We start from the raw sequence: 22,283 nt of genomic DNA on the forward strand, positions 1-22,283 counted from the left end.
ACCACTTCGGTGGTCACCAAGAAGCCTGGAAGACATCACTGTCCTCCGGGTTTTTTTGTGCCTGCGGCCCGGGACAGGTGCGGCCGGCCGCAATGCCACTGGCCAGCCACGTACAATGGCCGCCTCCCCCACCTGCCGCTTCGGCGTAGACCGATGCCGGCGCTGCATGCCACCACGTCGGCGTGCGACACCTGCAAGGACCACCGATGAGCTCCTCCACTTCCGACTCGCCGTCGCTGCTGCATGGCCGCGTCCTCGCATTCGCCGCGATCCTGCTGGCCGCGATCAACCTGCGCACTGCGGTCACCTCGATCACGCCCCTGCTCGATGTGCTCGGCCAGCAGTTCGGTTTCGGCACCACCATGACCGGTGTGCTGGGCATGCTGCCCACCGCCTCGTTCGCGCTGTTCGGCGTGGCAACGCCGGCACTGGCGCGGCGCCTGGGCCTGGAGCGCACCACCCTGCTGGCCATGCTGATGGCCGCCGCCGGCCTGCTGCTGCGCTCCAGCGCCGGCAACGTCGGCACGCTGCTGCTGGGCTCGGTGATCGCACTGGCCGGCATGGGCATCGGCAACGTGGTGGTGCCGCCACTGGTGAAGCGTTACTTCGCCAACAAGGTCGGCACCATGAGCACGCTGTACATCAGTGTGCTGCAGCTGGGCACGATGATGCCGGCGCTGCTGGCGGTGCCGGTAGCCAATGCGGCCAGCTGGCGGGTGTCGCTGGGCATGTGGGCACTGCTGGCGCTGGCGGCGAGCCTGCCGTGGCTGCTGCTGGCGCGCCGTGCGCCAAAGCCGGTGCTGGACGCCAACGACCCGACCGCACAGCCGCATGGCAAGGTCTGGCGCACGTCGCTGGGCTGGAGCATGACGTTGATGTTCGGCATGACCTCGCTGATGACCTATTCGATGTTCACCTGGCTGCCGCGCATCGTGGTCGAAGCCGGTGGCACGCCCGCCTTCGGCGGGGTGATGGTGGCGGTGTTCTCGGCACTGGGCCTGCTGCCGTCGCTGGTCATCCCATCGATGGCGGTGCGCCTGCAGAACCCGTTCCCGCTGGTCCTGATCGGCTTCTTCTCGTTCGTGATCGCCTTCACCGGCCTGCTGCTGGCACCGATGAAAGCGCCACTGCTGTGGGCCTGCCTGCTCGGTGTCGGCCCGTCCACGTTCCCGCTGGCACTGACCCTGATCAACCTGCGCACGCGCACTCCGACCGGCTCGGCCGCGCTGTCCGGCTTCATGCAGGGTGTGGGCTACAGCTTCAGCTGCCTGGGGCCATTCCTGGTCGGCTGGCTGCACACCGTCAGCGACGGTTGGACGATCCCATTCAGCTTCCTGTTCGGCTGCGCGACCCTGATGCTGTGTGCCTCCTGGGTGGCATGCAAGCCGCGCAAGCTGGAAGACCTCTGGTAAGCCTCCACCCGGGCCGGCTGCCGCCCTCCATCTACCGCCGGTCAGCTTTCACGCAGATTTTGACGCTGGGCTGACAGTTCCGGGCAGATAGTGCCCCCGAATGCCCATCCTTGCCGCGTGCCGGCATCGGGCATGGGGGCGGCAGCGCCGTCCAGGCCACCAGTCGGTGTGCGGGGGATTCTCGTTTCAGACTAGACATTGCAGGTCGCTGTCCCGGTTCTACCCATCCTGCTGGATGGGAACGCACGAGGGGAGTGACGCAGGCCACGGCCATCCCAAAATCTGGCATGTGATGTGCGTCACATTTTTCAGGTTGTCTGGTTCGGAAGCCAAGGGGGTCCCCAATGGTTGTCCACCGCCGGCTGGCGCTCTGCGTCGGCCTTGCCTGCTTCGCTCTGGCCTGGGCCAGCAGCGCGGCCCCGCCTGATCGCGAGGCCGCCCTGGCCGAGATCGGCCGCTACCGCGACCAGGCCCGCTGGCTGGATGCGCTGGGAGCGATCGAGCGCGCCAGCCAGCAGCAGCCCAACGACGATCTGTTGTTCAAGCTGCGCGTGCTGACCCTGGGCGATATCGGCAACGCGTGGCGCGCCTGGGAGCTGTACCAGCAGCGCCCGCAGTTGTTCGACGATGCACAGAAGCAGCGACTTGAGGGCGACTACCTGGCCAAGCTGGTGGTCTGGAGCCTGGCCTACAGCAGCAGCGAGGACGCCCGCCTGGAAGAAGCCGAGTCGACCCTGGCGCGCATGCAGCGCTACGTCGGCAGCGAAGGCACCACTGCGGCGCAGGCACCCCTGCGGATCCGGCTGGATCGCCTGATCCTGCTCAACCGGCTGGGCCGCCACGCACAGGTTCGTGAGGAAGCACGCGCACTGCAGGCCGAGGGCCATGCACTGCCCGACTACGTGCTGCCCGCTGTGGGTGATTCACTGATGGGCACCCTGCATCCGCTGGAGGCCATTCCGGTGCTGCAGGCGGCAGTGACCGGCGATCCCACGCGCGATGCTTCGCATTCGGAATTGGCCTATGCCTATCTTGAGAGCGAACAGCAGGAAAAGGCCATCGGCCTGCTGCAGGCGTGGCGCGACAAGGAACCGGCCTGGCGCTGGGGCAACGGAAAATCGCCGTATGCGAACTGGTCACGCTACGAGGCCGACCTGAATCTGGCGATGGTGCGTGCCTACAGCGGCAACCTGCCGACCGCCCAGCGCGACCTGGAATCGATGGTCGATATCGCCCCCGGCAACGGTGGCCTGCAGAGTGCGTTGGGCAGCGTGTACATGATGCGCGGCTGGCCACGCATGGCCCTGCAGCGCCAGCAGATGGCGCATGCACTGGACCCGCGCGACATCGAGCCGCGGCTGGGTATGGAAGAGGCCTACGTCGCCCTGCAGCGCGATGACCTGGCGCGGCCACTGCATGACGACCTGCTCGCGCGCTATCCCACCCAGCCTGCCGTCGAACGCATGGACCAGGCCTGGCGTGCACATCGCGGCTGGCAGCTGAAGGCATGGACCGACATCGGCCGCAGCTCCGGCGGTGGCGGCACTTCGCCACTGGGCAACAACGACCGTCACTACGGCATGGAAGTGCAGACGCCGGTGCTCGACGACCGCTGGCGGTTGTTCGCCTTCGCCGACAGGCGCTCGGTCGACTTCCAGGACCAGCGCATCGACCCGCTGTGGCTGGGTGCAGGCGTGCGCTACCGCTTCGGCCGGCTGGATGCGGAGGCCGCGGTAGTGCGTGCCAACGATCACGTCGGCGATACCGGCCTGCGTGCCAGCGTGGGCTGGCAGTTCAACGACTCCTGGCATGCCGGGCTGATGGCTGCGCGCAATGATCCGGAGGCCTCGATGCAGGCGCGCGCGGCCGGGATCACCGCCGACAGCGTGGGCGCGCAGGTGGACTACCGGCGCAGCGAACGCACCCATTGGATGTTCGGCGCCAGCCGCTTCCGCTACGACGATGGCAATCACCGCGAACTGTTCAGCACCAGTGTCGAGCAGCGGCTGCTGACTCGACCACGCTGGCTGATCGATGGCCTGGCCAGTGCCTATACCAGCCGGGGCAGCCGCGACGATGCGCCCTACTTCAATCCGAAGCGCGACCGCATGGTCGAGATCGGCCTGCGCGTCGACCAGCAGCTGTGGCGACACTATGAGCGCCATTTCCGGCACCGGCTGACGGTCTCGCTGGGCGACTACTGGCAGGACGGCTTCGGCAGCGCACTGGTGCCGTCGGTGTCCTACATGCATGAGTGGCAGATCGGCCAGGGCCGCGTGCTCGAGTATGGCGTGCGCTGGTCACGGCCGGTCTATGACGGCCACCGCGAGCGCCATATCGGCTTCGAAGCCGCACTGCGCTGGGGAGACTGACATGACCCACATCCTGCGAATGATCGTGCTCCTGCTGCTGGCCGCCGCGACACCGGCCCCTGCGCAGCAGGCCGTGCATCTCGACGCGGCCGACAACGGCCTGCTGATCCTCAGCTATCACGATATCCGCGACCAGGTCGCGGCCAAGGGGGACGCAGATACCTACGCGGTAAGCACGCAGAACTTCGCTGCCCACCTGGACTGGCTGGGTGCGCATGGCTACCACCCGGTGTCGTTGTCGCAGGTGATCGACGCCTCGCAGGGACGCGCGACACTGCCACCGAAGCCGGTGCTGCTGACCTTCGATGACGGCCTGCGCAGTGTCTACGACAAGGCCTTCCCGCTGCTGCAGGCCTATCGCTATCCGGCGCTGGTGGCGGTGATCACCGACTACGTGGACATGGCGCCGGGTCGTACCATCGACTACGGCTACCGCCCGTTCGGTCGCGAGGACTTCATCACCTGGGCACAGCTGAAGCAGATGCACGACAGCGGCCTGATCGAAGTGGCCAGCCATACCGACGACCTGCACCATGGCGTGATCGCCAACCCTCAGGGCAACTCCACGCCAGCGGTGGTCACCCGTGTCTATACGCCCGCGACCCACAGCTACGAGAGCGAAGCACAGTACGAACAGCGCCTGCGTGCCGACCTCAGCCGCAGCGCACAGCGCATAGAGCAGCATCTGGGGGTTCGCCCGCGCGCCATCGTCTGGCCTTACGCCGCGTACAACCAGCTGAGCAACGATATCGCCGAGCAGCTGGGAATGCCGGTCTCGTTCGATCTGGAAGGCCGCAGCACGCCAGTGGCCAGTGACCTGCACGGGTTGGCGCGCTTCCTGGTCAGCGACAACCCGACCGTGGAGGGACTGGCCTACGAACTGCGCCGCGACGTGGCACTCGATGGCGTCCGCGCCCTGCAGATCGACCTGGATGCCGTCTATGACCGTGACCCTGCCCAGCAGGCGCGCAACCTGGATGCACTGATCGAGCGGGTCAAGCGGATCGCGCCGACCCACGTCTACTTGCAGGCCTTTGCCGACCCTGATGGCAACAACACCGCCGATGCCGTGTACTTCCCCAACCGGCACATGCCGATGCGCGCTGACCTGTTCAGCAGGGTCGCGTGGCAGCTGAAGTCGCGTGCTGGAGTGAAGGTGTACGCCTGGTTGCCGGTGCTCGGTTTCGAACTGCCGGATCCGGCGCAGCGACAGGCACTGGCGATCCGCAGTGGAGATGCCGATGGCATGTACCGGTTGGACTTCACCAACCCCAAAGCACGCCAGATCATGCTGGATATCTACGAGGATCTGGCGGTCAATTCCTACTTCGAAGGGTTGTTGTTCCATGACGATGGTTACCTGCGGGATACCGAGCTGCCCACACTGGCTGCAGGCCACGATGGTAGCGGGCGTACACAGGCATTGATCGACTTCACTCTCGCCCTGCGCGACCGCGCACAGCGCTGGCGGCCGAAGCTCGCAACGGTGCGCAACCTGTACGCCGAACCGGTGCTGCGCCCGCAGAGTGAGGCCTGGTTCGCCCAGCGCCTGGACCTGTTCAACAAGGCCTACGACCAGACTGCACTGATGGCGATGCCGTGGATGGAGGGCAGCAAGCACCCGGAGCGATGGCTGGACCAGCTGCTGGCCGAGGTGCGCAGGCATGACCTGCAGCTGCAGCACACGTTGTTCGAACTGCAGACCGTTGACTGGCGTAGCGGCCAGCCGATTCCAGCTGATCGCCTGCGCGCGCAGATCCGCCAGCTGCAGGCACAGGGCGTGCACCACTTTGCCTGGTACCCCGATGATTTCATCGCTGGCCAGCCCTCCACCCACGATGCCCGTGCGGCCATGTCCGCCGGCAACTTCCCGTATCCGGAGAAGTGACGTGGACATGCATCCGTTGTTGCAGATCCTGTTCCAGTTCGCCTTCTACTATCCGATGGTGATGGCGTTCTTCTGGATGTCCGGTGGGCTTTACTACTACTTCCGGCGCGAACGGCATTCGCCGCCGCGCAATGATCCACCGTTGATGGTTGATCCACCGTTCGCCAGTCTGCTGATTCCCTGCCACAACGAATCGGAGAACCTGGACGACACGCTCGGTGCGGCATTGGTACAGCGCTATCCGGCCGACTACGAGGTGATCGTCATCGACGATGGCAGCAGCGACGACACCGGTGCCCGCCTGGACGCGCTCGCAGCCAGGCATCCACGGCTGCGCGTGCTGCACCTGGACCGCAACCTGGGCAAGGCCAATGCGCTGCGTATGGGTGCACTGGCGGCACGCTCGGAGTATCTGGTGTGCATCGACGGCGATGCGATGCTCGAGGAGCACGCCCTGCACTGGATGATCTGGCACCTGGTCAGCGGCAACCGGGTCGGCGCGGTCACCGGCAACCCGCGCATCCGCAACCGCTCCACCCTGCTGGGGCGGCTGCAGGTCGCCGAGTTCTCCTCGATCATCGGCATGATCAAGCGCGCGCAGCGTGTGTACGGACGCATCTTCACCATCTCGGGAGTGATCGCCGGCTTCCGCCGCACCGCCCTGCACCAGGTCGGATGGTGGTCGGATGACATGGTCACCGAAGACATCGACATCAGCTGGCGGCTGCAGCGCGCGCACTGGGACATCCGCTACGAGCCCAATGCGCTGTGCTTCATCCTGATGCCGGAAACGTTGAAGGGGCTGTGGCGGCAGCGGCTGCGCTGGGCCCAGGGAGGCGTGGAGGTGATGCTGCGCCATGCCCGTTCGCTGCTGCACTGGAAGGAACGGCGCATGTGGGGCGTACTGCTGGAGTATGTGCTGAGCGTGGTCTGGGCCTACACCATGCTGTTCATCGTGGTGCTGTGGGCGCTGGGCAAGTTCATCGAACTGCCCCACCAGCTGTATATCGCCAGCCTGCTGCCCCAGTGGCATGGCGTGATCCTGGCATTGGTCTGCCTGCTGCAGTTCGCCAGCAGCCTGATCATCGACCGCCGATACGAAACACAGATAGGACGCAACTACTTCTGGGTCATCTGGTACCCGATGGCGTACTGGCTGATCAGCCTTTCCACCACCCTGGTGGCGCTTCCGAAGACCCTGCTGCGCCGTCGCAGCAAGCGTGCCACCTGGACCAGTCCTGACCGGGGTATCCGATGAACGCAAACCACTCTTCCAACCGCTTCGATTCACGGATGATCCGCAAGCCGCACCGCCAGCCGCGGTTCCAGCGCACTGCCTGGGGGTTCGTCACCCTGGCGTTCTGGGGCTTCTACTTCTACCTGTGGGCTCCTCTGGTCACTCTGGTGTCGTGGCTCGCCGGCGGCCGGCTGGCTTGGCGGCAGCTGTACGAGCGACAGAACCAGTTCGATCCGTATGTGCTGGTGGCGCTGCCGCTGATGCTGCTGTGCGCCAGCGTGCTGCTGATTGGCTGGGCCGAGTACAACCGCGCGCGCTTCCGTGGCCACGAGCGGCGCCTGCCGCGGCCACCGGCCAGTCTCAACGAGGTCGCCGCTGACCTGGGTGCCAGCACCGGCCTGGCCGAACGCCTGCTGGGCTGCAAGGCCGCCACGCTGCACATGGACGATCACGCGCGGCCGATCGGCATCCGCCGGGAAGTGGTGTAAACCTGCGCTTCGCCGGGCATGGCCCGGCGCTACCCGATGTGCGGCGGTAGCGCCGGGCCATGCCCGGCGTCCGTTGCGCTCAGGTGCGGGTCTGCCCTTCGCCACGCACCACGAAACGCTCGACGGTGAGCGCTTCCAGGCCCATCGGGCCGTAGGCATGCAGGCGCGTGGTGGAGATGCCGATCTCGCTGCCGAGGCCGAGCTGGCCGCCATCGGAGAAGCGCGAAGAGGCATTGACCATCACCACCGCAGAGCGCAACGCGTTGACGAAACGCTCGGCGTTGCCCGCGTCCTCGGTGGCGATTACTTCGGTATGGTCGGAACTATAAGCACGGATGTGCGCGATGGCCGCATCGAGGTCGTCGACCACGCGCACCGCCAGCACCAGGTCAAGGAACTCGGCGGCGTAGTCGTCTTCGGTGGCCAACGTGCTGCCCGGCAGCAGCGGCTGCGCCAGCGCATCGGCGCGCAGCTGCACGCCTCGCTCGCCAAGCGCCTGTGCCACGCGCGGCAGGAAGGTATCGGCCACGACACGATGCACCAGCAGGGTCTCCAGCGAGTTGCAGGCTGCCGGACGGCTGCACTTGCCGTCCACCAGTAGGTCGATGGCTTTGCCCAGGTCGGCGCTGGCATCCACGAACAGATGGCACACGCCCTTGTAATGCTTGATCACCGGCACCCGCGCATGCTCGGCAACGAAGCGGATCAGGCCTTCACCGCCGCGCGGAATGGCCAGGTCGATCAGCTCATGCAGCTGCAGCAGTTCCAGCATCGCTTCACGGCGCAGGTCGGTCAGCACGGTCACCGCCGCCGGAGGCACACCATTGGCGGTCAATGCACCAGCCAGTGCCTGGGCGATGGCGGTGTTGGAATGGATCGCTTCGGAGCCGCCACGCAGGACCACGCCGTTGCCGGCCTTCAGGCACAGCGCCGCGGCTTCGGCGGTCACGTTCGGACGTGCTTCGTAGATCATCGCGATCACGCCCAGCGGCACGCGCACCTTCTGCACACGGATGCCGTTCGGGCGCACGTCGTCGCGGGTGACCTGGCCGACCGGATCGGGAAGCGCAGCGACCTCACGCACGGCTTCGGCCATCGCGAACAGGCGTGCCGGGTCCAGCGCCAGGCGGTCGAGCATGGCACTGCCAACGCCCTTGTCGCGCGCGGCGGCGAGGTCACGTGCATTACCGGCCAGGATCAGCCCGGCATTCACTTCCAGCGCCTGTGCCATCGCCAGCAGCAGCGTGCGGCGGGCCGCACTGTCGAGGCCGGCAACGATCTGGGCCGCGTCACGGCAGGCACGCGCCTGCGCTTCGATTTCGCTCATCGGGGTGTCCTTCAAACCGGTCATGGCAGCACCAGATCATCGCGATGGACGACACTGCCACCGTAGTTGTAGCCCAGCACGGCCTCGATGTCGCGCGAATGGCGACCGGCGATCCGGCGCACATCATCGGCGGCGTACTGGCTGACACCGCGGGCGATGCAGACACGGCCCTGCGACGAGGTCCAGCACACCTGCACCATGTCGCCACGGCGGAAGCTGCCTTCTGCACCGGTGATGCCACCGGGCAGCAGCGAAGCGCCTTTCTCACGCATGGCCTGGGCCGCGCCCGCATCGACGATGATCGCGCCCTCGGCCAGCGGCGCATGCCGCAGCCAGTGCTTGCGTGCGGCCTCGCGGCTGCGCGCGGCATGGATTCGGGTGCCGAACAGGCGGTCCTGTGCCAGTGCGCGCACCACCTCGCTGCTGCGGCCATTGAACAGGTAGGTTTCGATGCCGAGGCGGCCGGCCTTGGCCGCCGCTTCCAGCTTGGTGCGCATTCCACCAGTGCCGGCGCGCGAACCGGCGCCGCCGGCCATCGCCAGCACGGCATCGTCCAGCTCGGGCACGTCATGCATCGGTCGTGCGTCGGCCACGGTGCGCGGGTCGGCGCTGTACAGACCATCGATGTCGGTGGCGATGAACAGCGCATCGGCATTCACCAGCGCCGCCACCGTTGCGGCCAGGTTGTCGTTGTCGCCGAGCTTGAGTTCATCCACCGATACCGTGTCGTTCTCGTTGACCACCGGCAACGCGCCCAGCCGCAGCAGCTCGGTGAGCGTGGCGCGCGCATTGAGGTAGCGACGACGGTTGCGCAGGTCGTCGTGGGTCAGCAACACCTGCGCCACCGGGCGTTCGAAGAAGCGCTGCCAGAGCCCGATCAGCTGGGCCTGTCCGAGCGCGGCCAGCGCCTGACGCGCCGCCATCGCCGCACCGGGCTCGTCGGCCCGGGGAAGAATCGCGCGGCCAGCGGCAACCGCGCCCGAGGACACGATCACCAGCTCGCGTCCGGCCAGTACGTTGGCGGAGACGAACTGGGCCAGGCCCAGCGCGTGGCGTGGCGACAGGCCACCGCCATCGGCGGCCAGCAGGCTGCTGCCAACCTTCAGCACCGCGCGCCGCCACGGTGGCAGCACCTGTTCCGGGAACGGCGAGGCGACGTGGGTGGCGTGCAGGGTCATCAGGTGCGCCTCAGCGGGTATTTCATTCGTGCACGGTCAGGTCGGAGGCCTGCATCGTCACCAGTGGATCGGTGGCGACGATGGCCTGCGCCTGCGCCAGGTTCTCCACGTTGCACAGCACATAGGCGCCGCCGCTGCCGTCGGCGAAACCGCCGGTCAGCTGCAGCCTGCCCTGCGCACGCAGCGCATCCAGGAAGTCCAGATGCGGCTGCACCGCTGCGGCGTTGAAGTCGGGCCGGCGCATGGCCAGCACCAGGTACACGGTAGCGGCCATCAGGACAGCGCCTGCCAGCGCGCGCGCAGTTCATCCAGGCGCAGGTCGGCTGCCGAACCCGGCGATACGCGTGCGGCCAGGCTGCCTTCCGGAGTACGCCCCTGCCCTGCACTGTCGGCGCCGGCCGCCGCAGCCTTGTAGGCCTCGCGGAACGGCACGCCCGCCACAGCAGCTTCCACCGCCACGTCGGTGGCATACATGCCCGAATCGATGGCCGCGCGCAGCTTGTCATCGCGCCATTCCAGGTTGGCCAGCAGCGCCGGCAGCAGTTCCAGCGCGGCGAGGCCGCGCCCGAAGCCGTGGAAGATGGCGCCCTTGGACGACTGCAGGTCGCGGTGGTAGCCCGACGGCAGCGACAGCAGCTGCTCGATTTCGGTACGGGCAGCGGCGACGCTGGCGTGGGTGGCGCGCATCAGCTCGATCACGTCCGGGTTGCGCTTGTTGGGCATGATCGAGCTGCCGGTGGTGTACTGCGCCGGCAGCGCGACGAAGCCGAATTCTGCGCTGGTGAACAGGGACAGATCCCAGGCGATGCGGCGCAGGTCCAGGGTCGCCGCGCCCAGCGCTTCCAGCGCGGCCAGCTCGAACTTGCCGCGCGACAGCTGTGCGTAGATCGGCGAGATCTGCATGCGCGCAAAGCCCAGCGCAGCGGTGGTGTGCTCACGGTCCAGCGGCAGGTTCACGCCGTAGCCGGCAGCGGTGCCAAGCGGATTGGCGTCGACCAGTGCATGGGTATCGCGGGCACGGATGGCGTTGTCGATGAAAGCCTCGGCCCAGCCGGCCCACCACATGCCGGCCGAGGACACCACGGCGCGCTGGATGTGCGTATAGCCGGGAATCGGCAGGTCTTTTTCCGCCTGCGCACGGTCCAGCGCGACCTTGGCCACTTCGGCGCTGAGCTGGGCCACGCGCTGCAGCTTCTCCTTCAGCCACAGACGGGTCGCGACCAGGATCTGGTCGTTGCGGCTGCGGCCGGTGTGGATCTTGCGGCCGGCATCGCCGAGGCGTTCGGTCAAGCGTGCTTCGATTGCCGAGTGGCCATCTTCGTACTGCGTATCCAGCACGAAGCGGCCTGCGCGGAAGTCCTGCGCCAGCACGTCGAGCTCGCGCAGCAGGCCCGCCAGCTCATCGGCGCTGAGGATGCCGATGTGCTGCAGGCCCTGCGCATGGGCGGCGCTGGCAGCGATGTCGTGCAGGAAGAACTCGCGGTCGAGGATGACGTCGTCACCGGCGAGGAAGGTCTGGATCTTGGCGTCTACAGCGACACCGGGCTTCTGCCAAAGAAGGTCTGCCATGGGGGGGGCTCCGGAAGCGTGGTCAGTGCGGGATCGACGTCAGTTCGTCGATGCCCAGTGCGAGATTGAGGTTCTGCATGGCCTGGCTGGCCGCGCCCTTCAGCAGGTTGTCCAGGGTTGCCACCACCACCACCCGCTTGCCGCCCGGGGCCAGCGTGAAGCCACCGACCTGGGCACCGTGGCGGCCGGCAATGCGGCTGACCCACGGCGCTTCATCCACCACCTCGATCAGCGGTTCGCCCGCATAGGCCTGCTGGAAACGCTCGACGATCTGATCGCGGGTCTGCACTCGGTTCAGCCACAGGTTGGCAGTCAGGGTGATGCCACGGAAATGCGGGGCCACGTGCGGCATGAACTCGACCGCCACGCCCATCTGCACCGACACCTCGCGCTCATGCACATGGTTGGTCAGTGCATATGGCATCAGGTTGTCGGCCAGCAGCTCGACATTGTTCTTGTCCGACGGCGTGGTGCCGGCACCGGAGTAACCGGACACACCGAAACACTGCGGCGGGCCGGCCAACAGGTCCAGCAGCGGGTGGATCGCCAGCTGCATCGCGGTGGCATAGCAGCCCGGATTGCTGATGTGCTTCTGGCCGTTGTAGCGACCGCGGGTCAGCTCCGGGAGGCCGTAGTACCACGCATTGTCGAAGCGGTAGTCGGCCGACAGATCGACGATGACGGTGTCCGGCTTCGCCGCGTCCAGCGCGGCCACGAACGGTGCGGCCAGGCCGTTGGGCAGGGCCAGGATCACCGCGTCCACCCCCTTGGCGGCCACCGCGTCGGCATCCAGGTTCTCGTACTGCAGTTCGCCCTGGAACTCGGGATGATGGTCAGCCAGGCGCTGGCCCGCGCGTTCGCGCGAGGACACGAACGCCAGCTGCAGCTGCGGGTGCGCAGCCACCAGCTTGATCAGCTCGGCGCCGGTATGGCCACGGGCACCGACAATGCCCAGGGTGAAAGTCGAATCGTTCATGCGTGGCTGTCCAGGCGGTACTGCAGATGGCGTTTCACGCCCTGCCATTCCGCATCGATGATGGAGAAGATGACGGTGTCGCGCGGCGTACCATCGGCATGCCGCTTGTGGTTGCGCAGCACGCCATCCTGCTTGGCACCCAGGCGCGCGATCGCGGTACGCGAGGCAAAGTTGAACCAGCTGGTCTCGAATACCACGCTCAGGCATTCCAGCCGCTCGAACGCATGGCTCAGCAGCATCAGCTTGGTCTCGGTATTGACCCCGGTGCGCTGCGCAGACTCGCCATACCAGGTGTAACCGATGCTCAGGCGCGGCACGTCCGCTTGCAGATCGTAGTAGCGGGTGGTGCCGACAATCTGGTCGTTGGCATCGAACACCACGAACGGCAGCACCTTGCCTTCGGCCTGCGCCTGCAGCGCGGCCTGCACATAGCCGGTCATGGTCTTCGCATCGGGCACCTGGGTGTACCAGAGCCTGGACAGCGCCCCATCGCCGAGCGCGCCGCGCAGGCCATCGATATGCCCCATCTGCAGCGGCTCCAGCCGCGCATGGGTGCCCGCCAGGCTAGGGACCTTGGTCCAATCAGCATGGTTCATCGTGCTCAGCCCTCCAGGCTCGGTGCACGAACGCCGCAATGGTCGACATAGGTCCTGATACGGTCGATGCCATCAGCACCGTACCAGAACACCTTCCAATGGCCCTGCTTGTAGCAGCCATCGGATTCGGCGTAGTAGAAATGGTTGATCGGGTTGCCGTTGCGCGAACGCCAGAACAGCTGCGGCGTCTCCTCGCGCATCACGTTCCAGACCGCGCGACCCAGGCCTTCACCCTGTGCATCATCAAGCACCGCGAACTTGTCCAGGTACACGCCCTCGGCCTCGTCAGTAAGGATCACCGCCGTGCGGTAGTTCTCGCTGACGTAGGCGCGCAGCAGCGTGGTCTTCTGGAAGTAGTCCGGCACAAGGGTACGGCCGAAGCTCGATTCGATCAGCTGCTTCAGGCGCGGCAGGTCCAGCTGCTCCCACGCGGTGGCGCGCAGCACCTTCTCACCCTTGCGCACCAGCGTGCCCGAGCCCTTGTGAGTGAACAGCTCCTTGGCCAGGTCGGCCGGGCGGGTGATCGACACCGACGATTCCAGCGGCAGGCGGTCGAGCAGATCCTTGATCTGTTCGATCTTCACCTTCATGCCACCGTGGATCCACGGCTGCGCGATCAGATGGTCGTACTCGGTGGACAGGTTGATCGAATCGATCACGCTGCCCTGCTCGTCCAGCAGGCCGCCGGTGCCGGTCAGGAAGATGATCTTGTACGGCTGCAGCTCCTGCACCAGCTCGTTGGCAGCGAAATCGGCGTTGACGTTGAGGATCTGCCCGCCGGCGGTCTCACCCAGGCTGGTGATGACCGGAATCGAGCCAGCGCGCAGGCTGGCCTCGATCGGCGCCAGGTTGACCTTCTTCACCTCGCCGACCAGGCCGTAGGTGTCCACGTCCAGATACTCGGCTTCGAACACGCCACCGGTGATCGAGGTCGCACGCGCACCGTTCTGCTGCAGTGCTTCGACCAGACGCAGGTTGGACTGCTGGAACACCCGGCGCACGATCGCCAGCGCTTCCGGCGAGGTCACGCGCAGTCCGTTGACGGTCTGTTTCTCAATGCCGGCTGCGGACAGCTCGGCATCCAGCTGCGGGCCGGCGCCGTGCAGCACGATCGGGGTCAGGCCGACTTCCTGCAGGAACGACAGCGACGAGGTCAGCGCGTCAAGGTCGTCGCGCAGGACGGCACCGCCGACCTTGACCACGGCGAAGCGCTTGGCATCCAGCTGCGAGAAGCGCTTGAGGTACTGGCTGATCTCCTTCGCGCTGGCCATGCTGGAAAGCAGGCGCACGATGGTCTGGCGGGTCTGGCGGTGGGGCTGGAGGGCAGGAGACATTTCGATTTCGTCACAGGCGGCGGTCGCCGCGTTGCAGTTCCACCGTGCCGGAGCACGGCGGCGTTGTGGGGTCGATCAGGCGCCGGCAGCAATGATGCGGTGCACGGCGTCGGTGTAGCGCTGCAGCTGGTCCAGCGTTACGAACTCATCGGCGGTATGGGCCTGGGCGATGTCACCCGGGCCGAACACCAGCGTGGTGTAGCCACCGGCCGAGAACAGCGAGGCTTCGGTCCAGAAGTCCACCGCGTTGCCGATCGGCAGCTCCAGTGCGTCGGCCACGTCGCGCGCCAACAGGCGGCGGTTCTCGGCTTCGGCGATGTCACCGGCCGGCAGGCTGGGACCACGGAAGGTTTCGGTGAACAGTGCCGCTTCCGGTTCGGCGAAACCGGCAAAGGTCGCCAGCAAGCCATCAATGTCCATCGACGGCAGCGGGCGGAAGCCGAACCGCACTTCGGCGGCCGGGGCAATCATGTTGGCCTTGATCCCGCCCTCGACGCGGCCGATGTTGAAACGCAGGCCGGTGAGGCCGCCGAAGCGCGCCGAGGCCAGCGATTCCACATGGTCCAGCGCACGGCTGCCCCAGCGCATGGCCTGATGCAGCGCACTGGCGGCCGCATCCTGCTTGCCCGAGGCATGCCCGGCGCGACCGGCGAACTGCATCAGCACCGAGCTGATGCCCCGGTGCGCCAGTACGGCTTCGCTCATGGTCGGCTCGGCCACCAGCACTGCTTCATACGGAATGCCACGGGCCAGAAACGCGGCGATGCAGCGCGGATCGTTGGCTTCCTCGTCGCTGGAGAACAGGAATGCAGCGTCTCCGTCGCTGGCATTGGCCGCGGCCACCAGTGCGGCGGCGGCGCCCTTGATGTCACACACGCCGAGGCCGACCACGCGGTCGTCCAGGCGGCGCATCACGTGCGGGTCGGCACTCCAGTGCGGCGAGTCCGGCACGGTATCCAGGTGCACGTTGAACAGGTACTTCGGCGTACCGCGCACCGCATACAGGCTGACCGCACCGGCGCCATGGTCGATCACCTCGACGTTGAACCCGGGCAGGTTCGCACGCAGGTAATCGAAGATGCCACCGGTGGTGATCGCACGCGGCGGGTTGCGGGTGTCGAAGGACACCAGGGCCTGCAGATGCGAGATCGTCTGTTCAAGCATGAATCAAAGATCCTTCAGTACAACGTGTACCGGCTGGAGGAGAGCCCCCTTGATGCTCAAGGGGGCGCGCCAACGGCGCGGGGATTAGGTGGAATGCGCGGGAGACGCGCATGCAATTCAATCGCTCAGCGATTGACTTGCGCGTATAGCGTCGAGCTCATGCCGAACAGCTTGATGAAACCTTCGGCTTCCTCCACGCCCCAGTCGGCCGACTGCGCATAGGTGGCGCCCTTGGTGTTGAGCAGGTGCGGCGACTTCACCGCTACCGCATCGACGCGGCCACCACGGGTTTCCAGCACCACTTCGCCGTTGACCTTGGCCTGCGAGGACTTCAGGAAGGCTTCGATGTCGGTCTTCAGCGGGTCGTGGTAGAAGCCTTCGTACACCAGCTCCACCCATTTGCGCGCCACGTCCGGCTTGAAGCGGTTCTGCTGCTTGGTCAGCACCGCATCTTCCAGCGCGCGGTGTGCGGCCAGCAGCGAAACCAGGCCCGGGGCCTCGAACACGATGCGGCCCTTCAGGCCGATCACGGTGTCGCCGGTGTACACGCCACGGCCAACGCCGTACGGGGCGAACAGCTTGTTGAGCTGGGCCAGGATCTGGTCACCCGCCAGCGCCTTGCCGTTCAGTTCGACGGCTTCGCCCTCGACGAACTTCAGGGTCACGGTCAACGCCTGTTCCGGCCACTCGCTGCGCGGTGCGCACCAGCCACGGGCGCCCTCGCCCGGGGCTTCCCAACGGTCGATCTCGCCGCCGGACATGGTCAGGCCCAGCAGGTTCTCGTTGATGGTGTAGGCCTGCTGCTTGGCACGCACGCCGAAGCCGCGCTCTTCCAGGTACTTCTGCTCGTAGGCGCGGGTCTGGGTGTGTTCCTTCTGGATTTCGCGGATCGGCGCGATGATCTGGTAATCGCCCAGCGCCTTCACGGCCAGGTCGAAGCGGACCTGGTCGTTGCCCATGCCGGTGCAGCCGTGGGCGATGATGTTGGTGCCCAGTTCGGCCGCACGCTTCAGCGCTGCATCGACGATCAGGTAACGGTCCGAGACCAGCAGCGGGTACTGGCCCTGATAGCCTTCGCCGGCCCACACGAACGGCTTGACGAAGCCTTCCCAGATGGCCGGGCCACCGTTGACGGTCTGGTGACTGGCCACGCCCAGCTCGGCGGCGCGCTTCTCGATGAAATCGCGCTCTTCATCATCCACGCCGCCGGTATCGGCGAACACGGTGTGCACGTTGTAGCCGCGCTCCTGCAGATACGGCACGCAGAAGCTGGTATCCAGGCCGCCGGAGAAGGCGAGAACGACGTCTTTGTTGCTCATGGGGGTAATGTCCAATCAGGTGGGTAGCGCCGGGCCATGCCCGGCGGATTGTTTCAATGCTTGGGAATCAGCGCCCGGCAACGGCCGCCATGATCGCCTTCTGCACGTGCAGTCGGTTCTCGGCTTCGTTGATGGCGATGCACTGCGGCGAATTCATCACCGCATCGGTGGCCTTGACGTTGCGGCGCAACGGCAGGCAGTGGCTGAACACACCGTTGTTGGTCAGCGCCATCTTCCGCTCGTCCACGATGAAGTGCTTGAACTGGTCGCGGATCGGCTTTTCCGGTTCCCAGTTGCCGAAGAACGGCAGCGCGCCCCAGCTCTTGGCGTAGACCACGTCGGCACCGGCGTAGGCGCTGTCGATGTCATGGCTGATCTTCAGCGAACCGCCGCTCTCGGCCACGTTCTGCTCGGCCCAGCCCATGTAGCGGTCGTCGAGGATGTAGTCGGCGGTCGGGCACAGCAGGGTCACGTCCATGCCCATGCGGGTGGCGATGGTCAGCGCCGAGTTCGCCACCGCGGTGTTCAGCGGCTTGGGGTGGTAGGTCCAGGTCAGCACGTACTTCTTGCCGCGCAGGTCCTGGGTGCCGAAGTGCTCCTGCAGCGCCATCACGTGGGCCAGTTCCTGGCACGGGTGGGTGATGGTCTCCATGTTGATGACCGGCACCGGCGAATACTTTGCGAAGCTGTTGAGGACGATGTCCTGGCGGTCGTAGGCCCAGTCGATGAACTTGGGGAACGCACGCACGGCGATGATGTCGCAGTAACGGCCCAGCACCTTGGCCACTTCGGCGATGTGCTCTTCGGTATCACCGTCCATCACCGTGCCGAGGTTGAACTCGATCGGCCACGCATCCTTGCCCGGCTGCAGCACCACGGCGTGGGCGCCGAGCTGGAACGCGCCCAGTTCGAAGCTGGTGCGGGTGCGCATGGACGGGTTGAAGAACACCAGCGCGATCGACTTGCCCTTGAGCTGGTCGCCGAGCTTGTTGCGCTTGAACAGCGCGGCCTGGGTCAGCAGCGCGTCGAGATCGCTGCGGCTCCAGTCCTGGGTGTTCAGGAAGTGCTTGGGGGACATCATCTTTCCTTGCGTGGCGGCGCCGAAGGTCGACGCGGTGGAAGGGAAACCAGGAACCAAAGGTGGTACGAAAAGGTTGCAGTTGCAGCTTTCATGACGCGGAAACGAAAAAACCCAGCCGGTGGGCTGGGTTTTTTTCGGACGAACAGCAAAAAGCTCCGGTTACCCAGCGAGGATGTGGGGTTCCGGTCGACGCGCACGCGAGGTCATGCCCGACGCCTGTCGGGCTGCGCTGCTGTCGTGCTGGAAGTCGGTGAGCTTCATGGCCGGGCATCTTTGCATGCGGCCGGGACCGGCGCAAGGGGCGTGGGTCGCGGAATCAGGGATTGCTGGCAGTGTTCTGTTCGGGACCGACCCATGGGGTGATCGAGACCCGGACCTTGAGCCGGTTGCCGGGGTCTTCCGGCAGCCGCGAGCGGTACTTGGTGCCCTTGTAGACGTAGTCCACGTCATAGGCGATCGGCCGGCGGAATTCACGCCCGACCGGCACGATGCGGCAGTCACGGGTCAGCATCGGCCCGTTGTTGGCCGGCGCCGGGGCCGGCGCGGGCGTCTCGGCGGCGGTCTCCTCGGCCCCCTCTTCATCGCTGCGCTTGAACATCGAGCGCACCGAGTCCCAGAAGCGGCTGATCCGGCCCTTGTCCTCGACCGGCTCCTCACCGGTGACGTTGACCGGGGCCAGGGTGCGGGTCGAGATCGGCTCGCAATGCTCCTCGGTGCGGGTCGCGCGCAGGGTCTGGAATACCGGCTCGACGTTCAGTACCTGGGCGTAGTCGAACTTCACGTTCTCTACGATCACCACCCGGTTGCGGGGCTCGGCCTCCTGGGCCAGGACCACGGCAGGCAGCGCCGACAGGCAGGCCAGGGTCAGCAACGCGGTGGTTTTCATTGGCGAGGAGTGCAGGGACACGGCAATAGTGTAGGCAGTGGTGACCGCAAGGGGCTGAACATTACCCGTCCGCGCCGCTCCTGCCCACCCCACCATGGGTGGGCTTCAGGTCCACCGGTGGCAGCGCGTCGCCCCAAAGCGCCCCGACACGTTCTAAAATCACAGGCTTGTCCCCCAGACACAGCCCCATGACCCTGCGCCTGCACAACAACCTGACTCGCCAGCTCGAACCGTTCACCCCGCTCGACCCGGCCTGTCCGACCCTGTATGTGTGCGGCCCGACGGTCTACAACTACGTGCACATCGGCAACGCCCGTGGCCCGGTGGTGTTCGGGGTATTGGCCGACCTGCTGCGGCGGCGCTTCGGCAGCCTGCGCTACGCGCGCAACATCACCGACGTGGACGACAAGATCAACAACGCCGCGCGCGAACAGGGGGTGCCGATCAGCACCATCACCGACCGTTTCGCCGCCGCCTACCGTGAAGACATGGCCGCGCTGGGCGTGGCACCGCCGGACATCGAGCCGGAAGTGACCGCGCACATCCCGCAGATCATCACCATGATCGGGCAGCTGATCGCCAGCGGCCACGCTTACCCGGCCGAGGGCCACGTGCTGTTCGCGGTCAGCAGCTTCGAGGGCTATGGCAAGCTCTCGCGCCGCGATCCGGAGGAAATGCTGGCCGGTGCCCGCGTCGATGTTGCCCCGTACAAGCGCGACCCGGGTGATTTCGTGCTGTGGAAGCCGTCCAGCGACGACCTGCCCGGCTGGGAATCGCCGTGGGGCCGTGGCCGTCCGGGCTGGCACATCGAATGCTCGGCAATGGCCGCCGCTCATCTGGGCGAGACCATCGACATCCATGCCGGTGGCGTCGACCTGCAGTTCCCGCACCACGAGAACGAACTGGCGCAGAGCGAATGCGCGCACGGAGGCAGGATCTTCGCCCGCTTCTGGCTGCACAACGGCATGCTCAACTTCGGCGGCGCCAAGATGAGCAAGTCGCTGGGCAACATCGAGCGCGTGCATGACCTGGTACGCCAGCACCCGCCGGAAGCGCTGCGCCTGGCGCTGCTGTCGGCCCATTACCGGCAGCCGCTGGACTGGTCCGACGCGCTGATCGAGCAGTCGGTGCGCACCCTGGACCGCCTGTATGGCACCCTGCGCGAGCTGGCCGCGATCGAGGCGACCACGCTGATCCCGGCTTCGATCGAGGCCACGCTGGACGACGATCTGAACACCCCGCAGGCGCTGGCCGAAGTGGCCCGCATCGCTGCCGACGCGCGTCGCGCAACTGACCCTGCCGAGCAAGCGCGCCTGAAGGGCGAACTGCTCGGCGCCGGCCTTGCGCTGGGCCTGCTGCAGGCCGACCCGGCGCAGTGGTTCGGCACCGCCGCCGGCGATGATGGCGACGACGCCCGCATCCAGGGCCTGATCGACGCGCGCGCCGCCGCCAAGCAGGCGCGCGACTTCGCCCGTTCCGATGCCATCCGCGACCAGCTGGCCACCGAAGGCATCGTGCTGGAAGACACCCCGCAGGGCGTGCGCTGGTCGCGCAAGCGCGGCTGACCTGCCCTGCCCCGTGGCCGGTGCGCCGGCCACGCCCCCACTGTAGAGACCGCTGTGACCGACTCCCCGTTCCCGCTTGAACCCACCGCCGCCGAGGCCCAGGCCGCCATCGCCGAGGAATTCGGCTTCTTCGGTGACTGGTCCGAGCGCTACCAGTACCTGATCGACCTCGGCCGCAAGCTGCCGGTGTTTCCGGAAGAATGGAAAACCGAAGAGCACCGCCTGCTCGGCTGCCAGTCGATGGTCTGGATCGTGCCGGAAGGCAACACGCAGTCGCTGCGCTTCCACGCCATCAGTGATTCGGCCATCGTCTCCGGCCTGATCTTCCTGGCACTGCGCGTGTACTCCGGGCGCTCGGCGCAGGAGATCCTCGACACCGAGCCCAGCTACATCCAGGACATCGGCCTGGCCCGCCATCTGTCGCCCACCCGCAGCAACGGCGTGGCGGCGATGCTGGCCTTCATCCGCGAGACCGCGCAGGCCCAGCTGCAGCGCGAGCCCTCGTGAGCGAGCCTGCCACAGCCGAAGACACCGCCCTGGGCCTGCTGTCCCGACCCGGTTTCGCTAGGCTGCTGGCCTACCGCATCTTCGCAATGCTGTCCTACCAGGTGGTCGCGGTCACCGTCGGCTGGCATATCTACGAAGTCACCCGCAATCCATTCTCGCTGGGCCTGATCGGCCTGGCCGAGGTGTTGCCGTTCTTCTGCGTGGCGCCGTTCGCCGGCTACCTGGTCGACCACCTGCCGCGCCGCCGGCTGGGCATGGTCGCCTGTTCCGGGCTGATCGCCACCGCGCTGGTGCTGACCAGCGTGGCGATGGGATGGCTGCCGGTTGACGGTGTGTGGCCGATCTACGCCGCCATTGCGCTGACCGGCATGGTGCGCGCCTTCCTGTCGCCGATCTACAACGCCCTGTTCGCCCGCGTACTGGCCCGTGACCAGTTCGCCCGTGGCGCCGGCCTCGGTGCGGTGGTGTTCCAGGCGGGCATGATCGCCGGCCCGGCACTGGGTGGCGTACTGGTCGGCTTCGCTGGCAAGGGCCTGTCCTATGCGGTGGCCACCGTGTTCGCGGCAGTCGCGATGGGCTGCCTGGCCACGCTGAAGGTGGAAGAGCCCGTGCATTCCGGCCCGGCTGCGCCGATCTTCAAGAGCATCGCCGAAGGTGCACGCTTCGTGGTCGGCAACCGGATCATGGTCGGGGCGATGGCGCTGGACATGTTCTCGGTGCTGTTGGGTGGCGTGGTGGCGATGCTGCCGGCGTTCCTGCACGAGATCCTGCACCACGGTCCGGAAGGCCTTGGCATCCTGCGCGCGATGCCGGCGCTGGGTTCTGTGTGTGTCGGCCTGTGGCTGGCGCGCCACCCGCTGCACCGCAATGCCGGCCGCGTCCTGCTGTTCGCGGTGGCCGGCTTCGGCCTGTGCGTGATCAGCTTCGGGCTGTCGCAGCACTTCTGGCTGTCGGCGCTGATCCTGTTGTTCTACGGGGCCTTCGACGGCGTCTCGGTGGTGATCCGATCGACCATCCTGCAGCTGGCCACGCCGGAAGAGATGCGCGGACGGGTGTCGTCGATCAACGGCATTTTCATCAGTTCCTCCAACGAGCTCGGCGCGTTCTATGCCGGCACGATGGCCAAACTGCTGGGGCTGGTACCGGCGGTAGTGCTGGGCGGCTTCGCGGTGCTGAGTGTGGCCGGGATCACGGCGTGGAAGAACCCGACGCTGCGGAAATTGAATCTTCGCGACCTGCAATAAGTGGATTTCCGCGCGCCCACGCGCCCGTAGCGCCGGGCCATGCCCGGCGGGCTCTTTCCGCGACCGCGGTGGGGTGTCACTTTTCTTTTCGCGCGAAAAGAAAAGTAACCAAAAGAAACGCGCCGCCATCCGCGAGCCGG

At 66.6% G+C, this 22,283-nt stretch carries 19 protein-coding genes; 8 read left to right on the forward strand and 11 right to left on the reverse strand.

Annotation, left to right across the window (positions count from 1 at the left end):
* Positions 1–206 precede the first annotated feature (206 nt).
* The 5 genes from AC07M7_RS06165 to pgaD all read left to right on the forward strand — a co-directional run bounded on the left by AC07M7_RS06165 (position 207) and on the right by pgaD (position 7,397).
* Positions 207–1,412, forward strand: coding sequence for a CynX/NimT family MFS transporter (locus AC07M7_RS06165; protein ID WP_495206956.1), 1,206 nt, complete (start codon positions 207–209; stop codon positions 1,410–1,412).
* A gap of 344 nt (positions 1,413–1,756) precedes the next feature.
* A complete protein-coding gene (gene pgaA / locus AC07M7_RS06170; RefSeq protein WP_495206957.1) occupies positions 1,757–3,784 on the forward strand; it encodes a poly-beta-1,6 N-acetyl-D-glucosamine export porin PgaA in 2,028 nt (675 codons plus the stop codon).
* Between the two features lies 1 nt (position 3,785).
* Entirely contained in the window at positions 3,786–5,672 is a 1,887-nt protein-coding gene (gene pgaB / locus AC07M7_RS06175; RefSeq protein ID WP_495206958.1) for a poly-beta-1,6-N-acetyl-D-glucosamine N-deacetylase PgaB, read from the forward strand.
* A 7-nt stretch (positions 5,673–5,679) separates the two neighbouring features.
* Positions 5,680–6,930 (forward strand): poly-beta-1,6-N-acetyl-D-glucosamine synthase, encoded by a 1,251-nt coding sequence (gene pgaC / locus AC07M7_RS06180; RefSeq protein WP_495207006.1) that lies wholly within the window; start codon positions 5,680–5,682, stop codon positions 6,928–6,930.
* On the forward strand, positions 6,927–7,397 hold the full coding sequence (pgaD, locus tag AC07M7_RS06185; RefSeq protein ID WP_495206959.1) for a poly-beta-1,6-N-acetyl-D-glucosamine biosynthesis protein PgaD: 471 nt from the start codon (positions 6,927–6,929) through the stop codon (positions 7,395–7,397). Before pgaC ends, pgaD begins: the two co-directional genes overlap by 4 nt.
* A 79-nt stretch (positions 7,398–7,476) precedes the next feature.
* Here pgaD and AC07M7_RS06190 read toward each other — a convergent pair whose 3' ends face one another.
* The 11 genes from AC07M7_RS06190 to AC07M7_RS06240 form a co-directional block, all read right to left on the reverse strand.
* Positions 7,477–8,748 carry a glutamate-5-semialdehyde dehydrogenase gene (locus AC07M7_RS06190; protein WP_046986143.1) on the reverse strand — a complete coding sequence of 424 codons (1,272 nt, stop codon included), beginning with the start codon at positions 8,746–8,748 and terminating at the stop codon, positions 7,477–7,479.
* A complete protein-coding gene (gene proB / locus AC07M7_RS06195; RefSeq protein WP_495206960.1) occupies positions 8,745–9,902 on the reverse strand; it encodes a glutamate 5-kinase in 1,158 nt (385 codons plus the stop codon). Before proB ends, AC07M7_RS06190 begins: the two co-directional genes overlap by 4 nt.
* 22 nt (positions 9,903–9,924) lie before the next feature.
* Positions 9,925–10,176 (reverse strand): YciI family protein, encoded by a 252-nt coding sequence (locus AC07M7_RS06200; protein ID WP_495206961.1) that lies wholly within the window; start codon positions 10,174–10,176, stop codon positions 9,925–9,927.
* The gene (gene argH / locus AC07M7_RS06205; protein ID WP_100469031.1) at positions 10,176–11,471 is read right to left on the reverse strand and encodes an argininosuccinate lyase; all 1,296 of its coding nucleotides are present in this window, start codon (positions 11,469–11,471) and stop codon (positions 10,176–10,178) included. The genes AC07M7_RS06200 and argH overlap by 1 nt, the downstream gene beginning before the upstream one ends.
* 22 nt (positions 11,472–11,493) lie before the next feature.
* Positions 11,494–12,447: an N-acetyl-gamma-glutamyl-phosphate reductase gene (gene argC / locus AC07M7_RS06210; protein WP_428709385.1), complete on the reverse strand. Its 954-nt coding sequence runs from the start codon at positions 12,445–12,447 to the stop codon at positions 11,494–11,496.
* Positions 12,444–13,043, reverse strand: a complete 600-nt coding sequence (locus AC07M7_RS06215) for a GNAT family N-acetyltransferase (protein ID WP_046986148.1) — start codon at positions 13,041–13,043, stop codon at positions 12,444–12,446. Before AC07M7_RS06215 ends, argC begins: the two co-directional genes overlap by 4 nt.
* A 5-nt stretch (positions 13,044–13,048) precedes the next feature.
* The gene (locus AC07M7_RS06220; RefSeq protein ID WP_046986149.1) at positions 13,049–14,377 is read right to left on the reverse strand and encodes an acetylglutamate kinase; all 1,329 of its coding nucleotides are present in this window, start codon (positions 14,375–14,377) and stop codon (positions 13,049–13,051) included.
* Positions 14,378–14,452: 75 nt separating this feature from the next.
* Complete coding sequence (locus AC07M7_RS06225) at positions 14,453–15,541, reverse strand: acetylornithine deacetylase (RefSeq protein ID WP_428709386.1); 1,089 nt, start codon at positions 15,539–15,541, stop codon at positions 14,453–14,455.
* 125 nt (positions 15,542–15,666) lie between these two features.
* Positions 15,667–16,860 carry an argininosuccinate synthase gene (locus AC07M7_RS06230; RefSeq protein WP_046986151.1) on the reverse strand — a complete coding sequence of 398 codons (1,194 nt, stop codon included), beginning with the start codon at positions 16,858–16,860 and terminating at the stop codon, positions 15,667–15,669.
* A 67-nt stretch (positions 16,861–16,927) separates the two neighbouring features.
* Positions 16,928–17,938 carry an N-acetylornithine carbamoyltransferase gene (locus tag AC07M7_RS06235; RefSeq protein WP_099484818.1) on the reverse strand — a complete coding sequence of 337 codons (1,011 nt, stop codon included), beginning with the start codon at positions 17,936–17,938 and terminating at the stop codon, positions 16,928–16,930.
* 319 nt (positions 17,939–18,257) lie between these two features.
* A complete protein-coding gene (locus AC07M7_RS06240) occupies positions 18,258–18,827 on the reverse strand; it encodes a glycine zipper 2TM domain-containing protein (RefSeq protein WP_046986152.1) in 570 nt (189 codons plus the stop codon).
* Between the two features lie 188 nt (positions 18,828–19,015).
* Here AC07M7_RS06240 and cysS point away from each other — a divergent pair, with 188 nt between their 5' ends.
* The 3 genes from cysS to AC07M7_RS06255 are packed head-to-tail and all read left to right on the forward strand — an operon-like array spanning position 19,016 to position 22,143.
* On the forward strand, positions 19,016–20,392 hold the full coding sequence (gene cysS / locus AC07M7_RS06245; protein ID WP_046986153.1) for a cysteine--tRNA ligase: 1,377 nt from the start codon (positions 19,016–19,018) through the stop codon (positions 20,390–20,392).
* 54 nt (positions 20,393–20,446) lie between these two features.
* Positions 20,447–20,899: a SufE family protein gene (locus AC07M7_RS06250; protein ID WP_006378633.1), complete on the forward strand. Its 453-nt coding sequence runs from the start codon at positions 20,447–20,449 to the stop codon at positions 20,897–20,899.
* A complete protein-coding gene (locus AC07M7_RS06255) occupies positions 20,896–22,143 on the forward strand; it encodes an MFS transporter (protein WP_046986154.1) in 1,248 nt (415 codons plus the stop codon). Before AC07M7_RS06250 ends, AC07M7_RS06255 begins: the two co-directional genes overlap by 4 nt.
* Positions 22,144–22,283: the final 140 nt, after the last annotated feature.

The organism is Stenotrophomonas sp. GW821-FHT09E08 (genome assembly GCF_059416125.1).

Coding starts and splice junctions, on each gene's coding strand:
- AC07M7_RS06200 (WP_495206961.1), bottom strand. CDS start 10,176: ATGGCCGCTACCGTGTACCTGGTGCTGGCCATGCGCCGGCCCGACTTC.
- AC07M7_RS06240 (WP_046986152.1), bottom strand. CDS start 18,827: ATGAAAACCACCGCGTTGCTGACCCTGGCCTGCCTGTCGGCGCTGCCT.
- AC07M7_RS06230 (WP_046986151.1), bottom strand. CDS start 16,860: ATGAGCAACAAAGACGTCGTTCTCGCCTTCTCCGGCGGCCTGGATACC.
- argC (WP_428709385.1), bottom strand. CDS start 12,447: ATGAACGATTCGACTTTCACCCTGGGCATTGTCGGTGCCCGTGGCCAT.
- AC07M7_RS06235 (WP_099484818.1), bottom strand. CDS start 17,938: ATGTCCCCCAAGCACTTCCTGAACACCCAGGACTGGAGCCGCAGCGAT.
- proB (WP_495206960.1), bottom strand. CDS start 9,902: ATGACCCTGCACGCCACCCACGTCGCCTCGCCGTTCCCGGAACAGGTG.
- AC07M7_RS06225 (WP_428709386.1), bottom strand. CDS start 15,541: ATGCTTGAACAGACGATCTCGCATCTGCAGGCCCTGGTGTCCTTCGAC.
- pgaA (WP_495206957.1), top strand. CDS start 1,757: ATGGTTGTCCACCGCCGGCTGGCGCTCTGCGTCGGCCTTGCCTGCTTC.
- cysS (WP_046986153.1), top strand. CDS start 19,016: ATGACCCTGCGCCTGCACAACAACCTGACTCGCCAGCTCGAACCGTTC.
- AC07M7_RS06190 (WP_046986143.1), bottom strand. CDS start 8,748: ATGACCGGTTTGAAGGACACCCCGATGAGCGAAATCGAAGCGCAGGCG.
- AC07M7_RS06165 (WP_495206956.1), top strand. CDS start 207: ATGAGCTCCTCCACTTCCGACTCGCCGTCGCTGCTGCATGGCCGCGTC.
- pgaB (WP_495206958.1), top strand. CDS start 3,786: ATGACCCACATCCTGCGAATGATCGTGCTCCTGCTGCTGGCCGCCGCG.
- pgaD (WP_495206959.1), top strand. CDS start 6,927: ATGAACGCAAACCACTCTTCCAACCGCTTCGATTCACGGATGATCCGC.
- argH (WP_100469031.1), bottom strand. CDS start 11,471: ATGGCAGACCTTCTTTGGCAGAAGCCCGGTGTCGCTGTAGACGCCAAG.
- AC07M7_RS06220 (WP_046986149.1), bottom strand. CDS start 14,377: ATGTCTCCTGCCCTCCAGCCCCACCGCCAGACCCGCCAGACCATCGTG.
- pgaC (WP_495207006.1), top strand. CDS start 5,680: ATGCATCCGTTGTTGCAGATCCTGTTCCAGTTCGCCTTCTACTATCCG.
- AC07M7_RS06215 (WP_046986148.1), bottom strand. CDS start 13,043: ATGAACCATGCTGATTGGACCAAGGTCCCTAGCCTGGCGGGCACCCAT.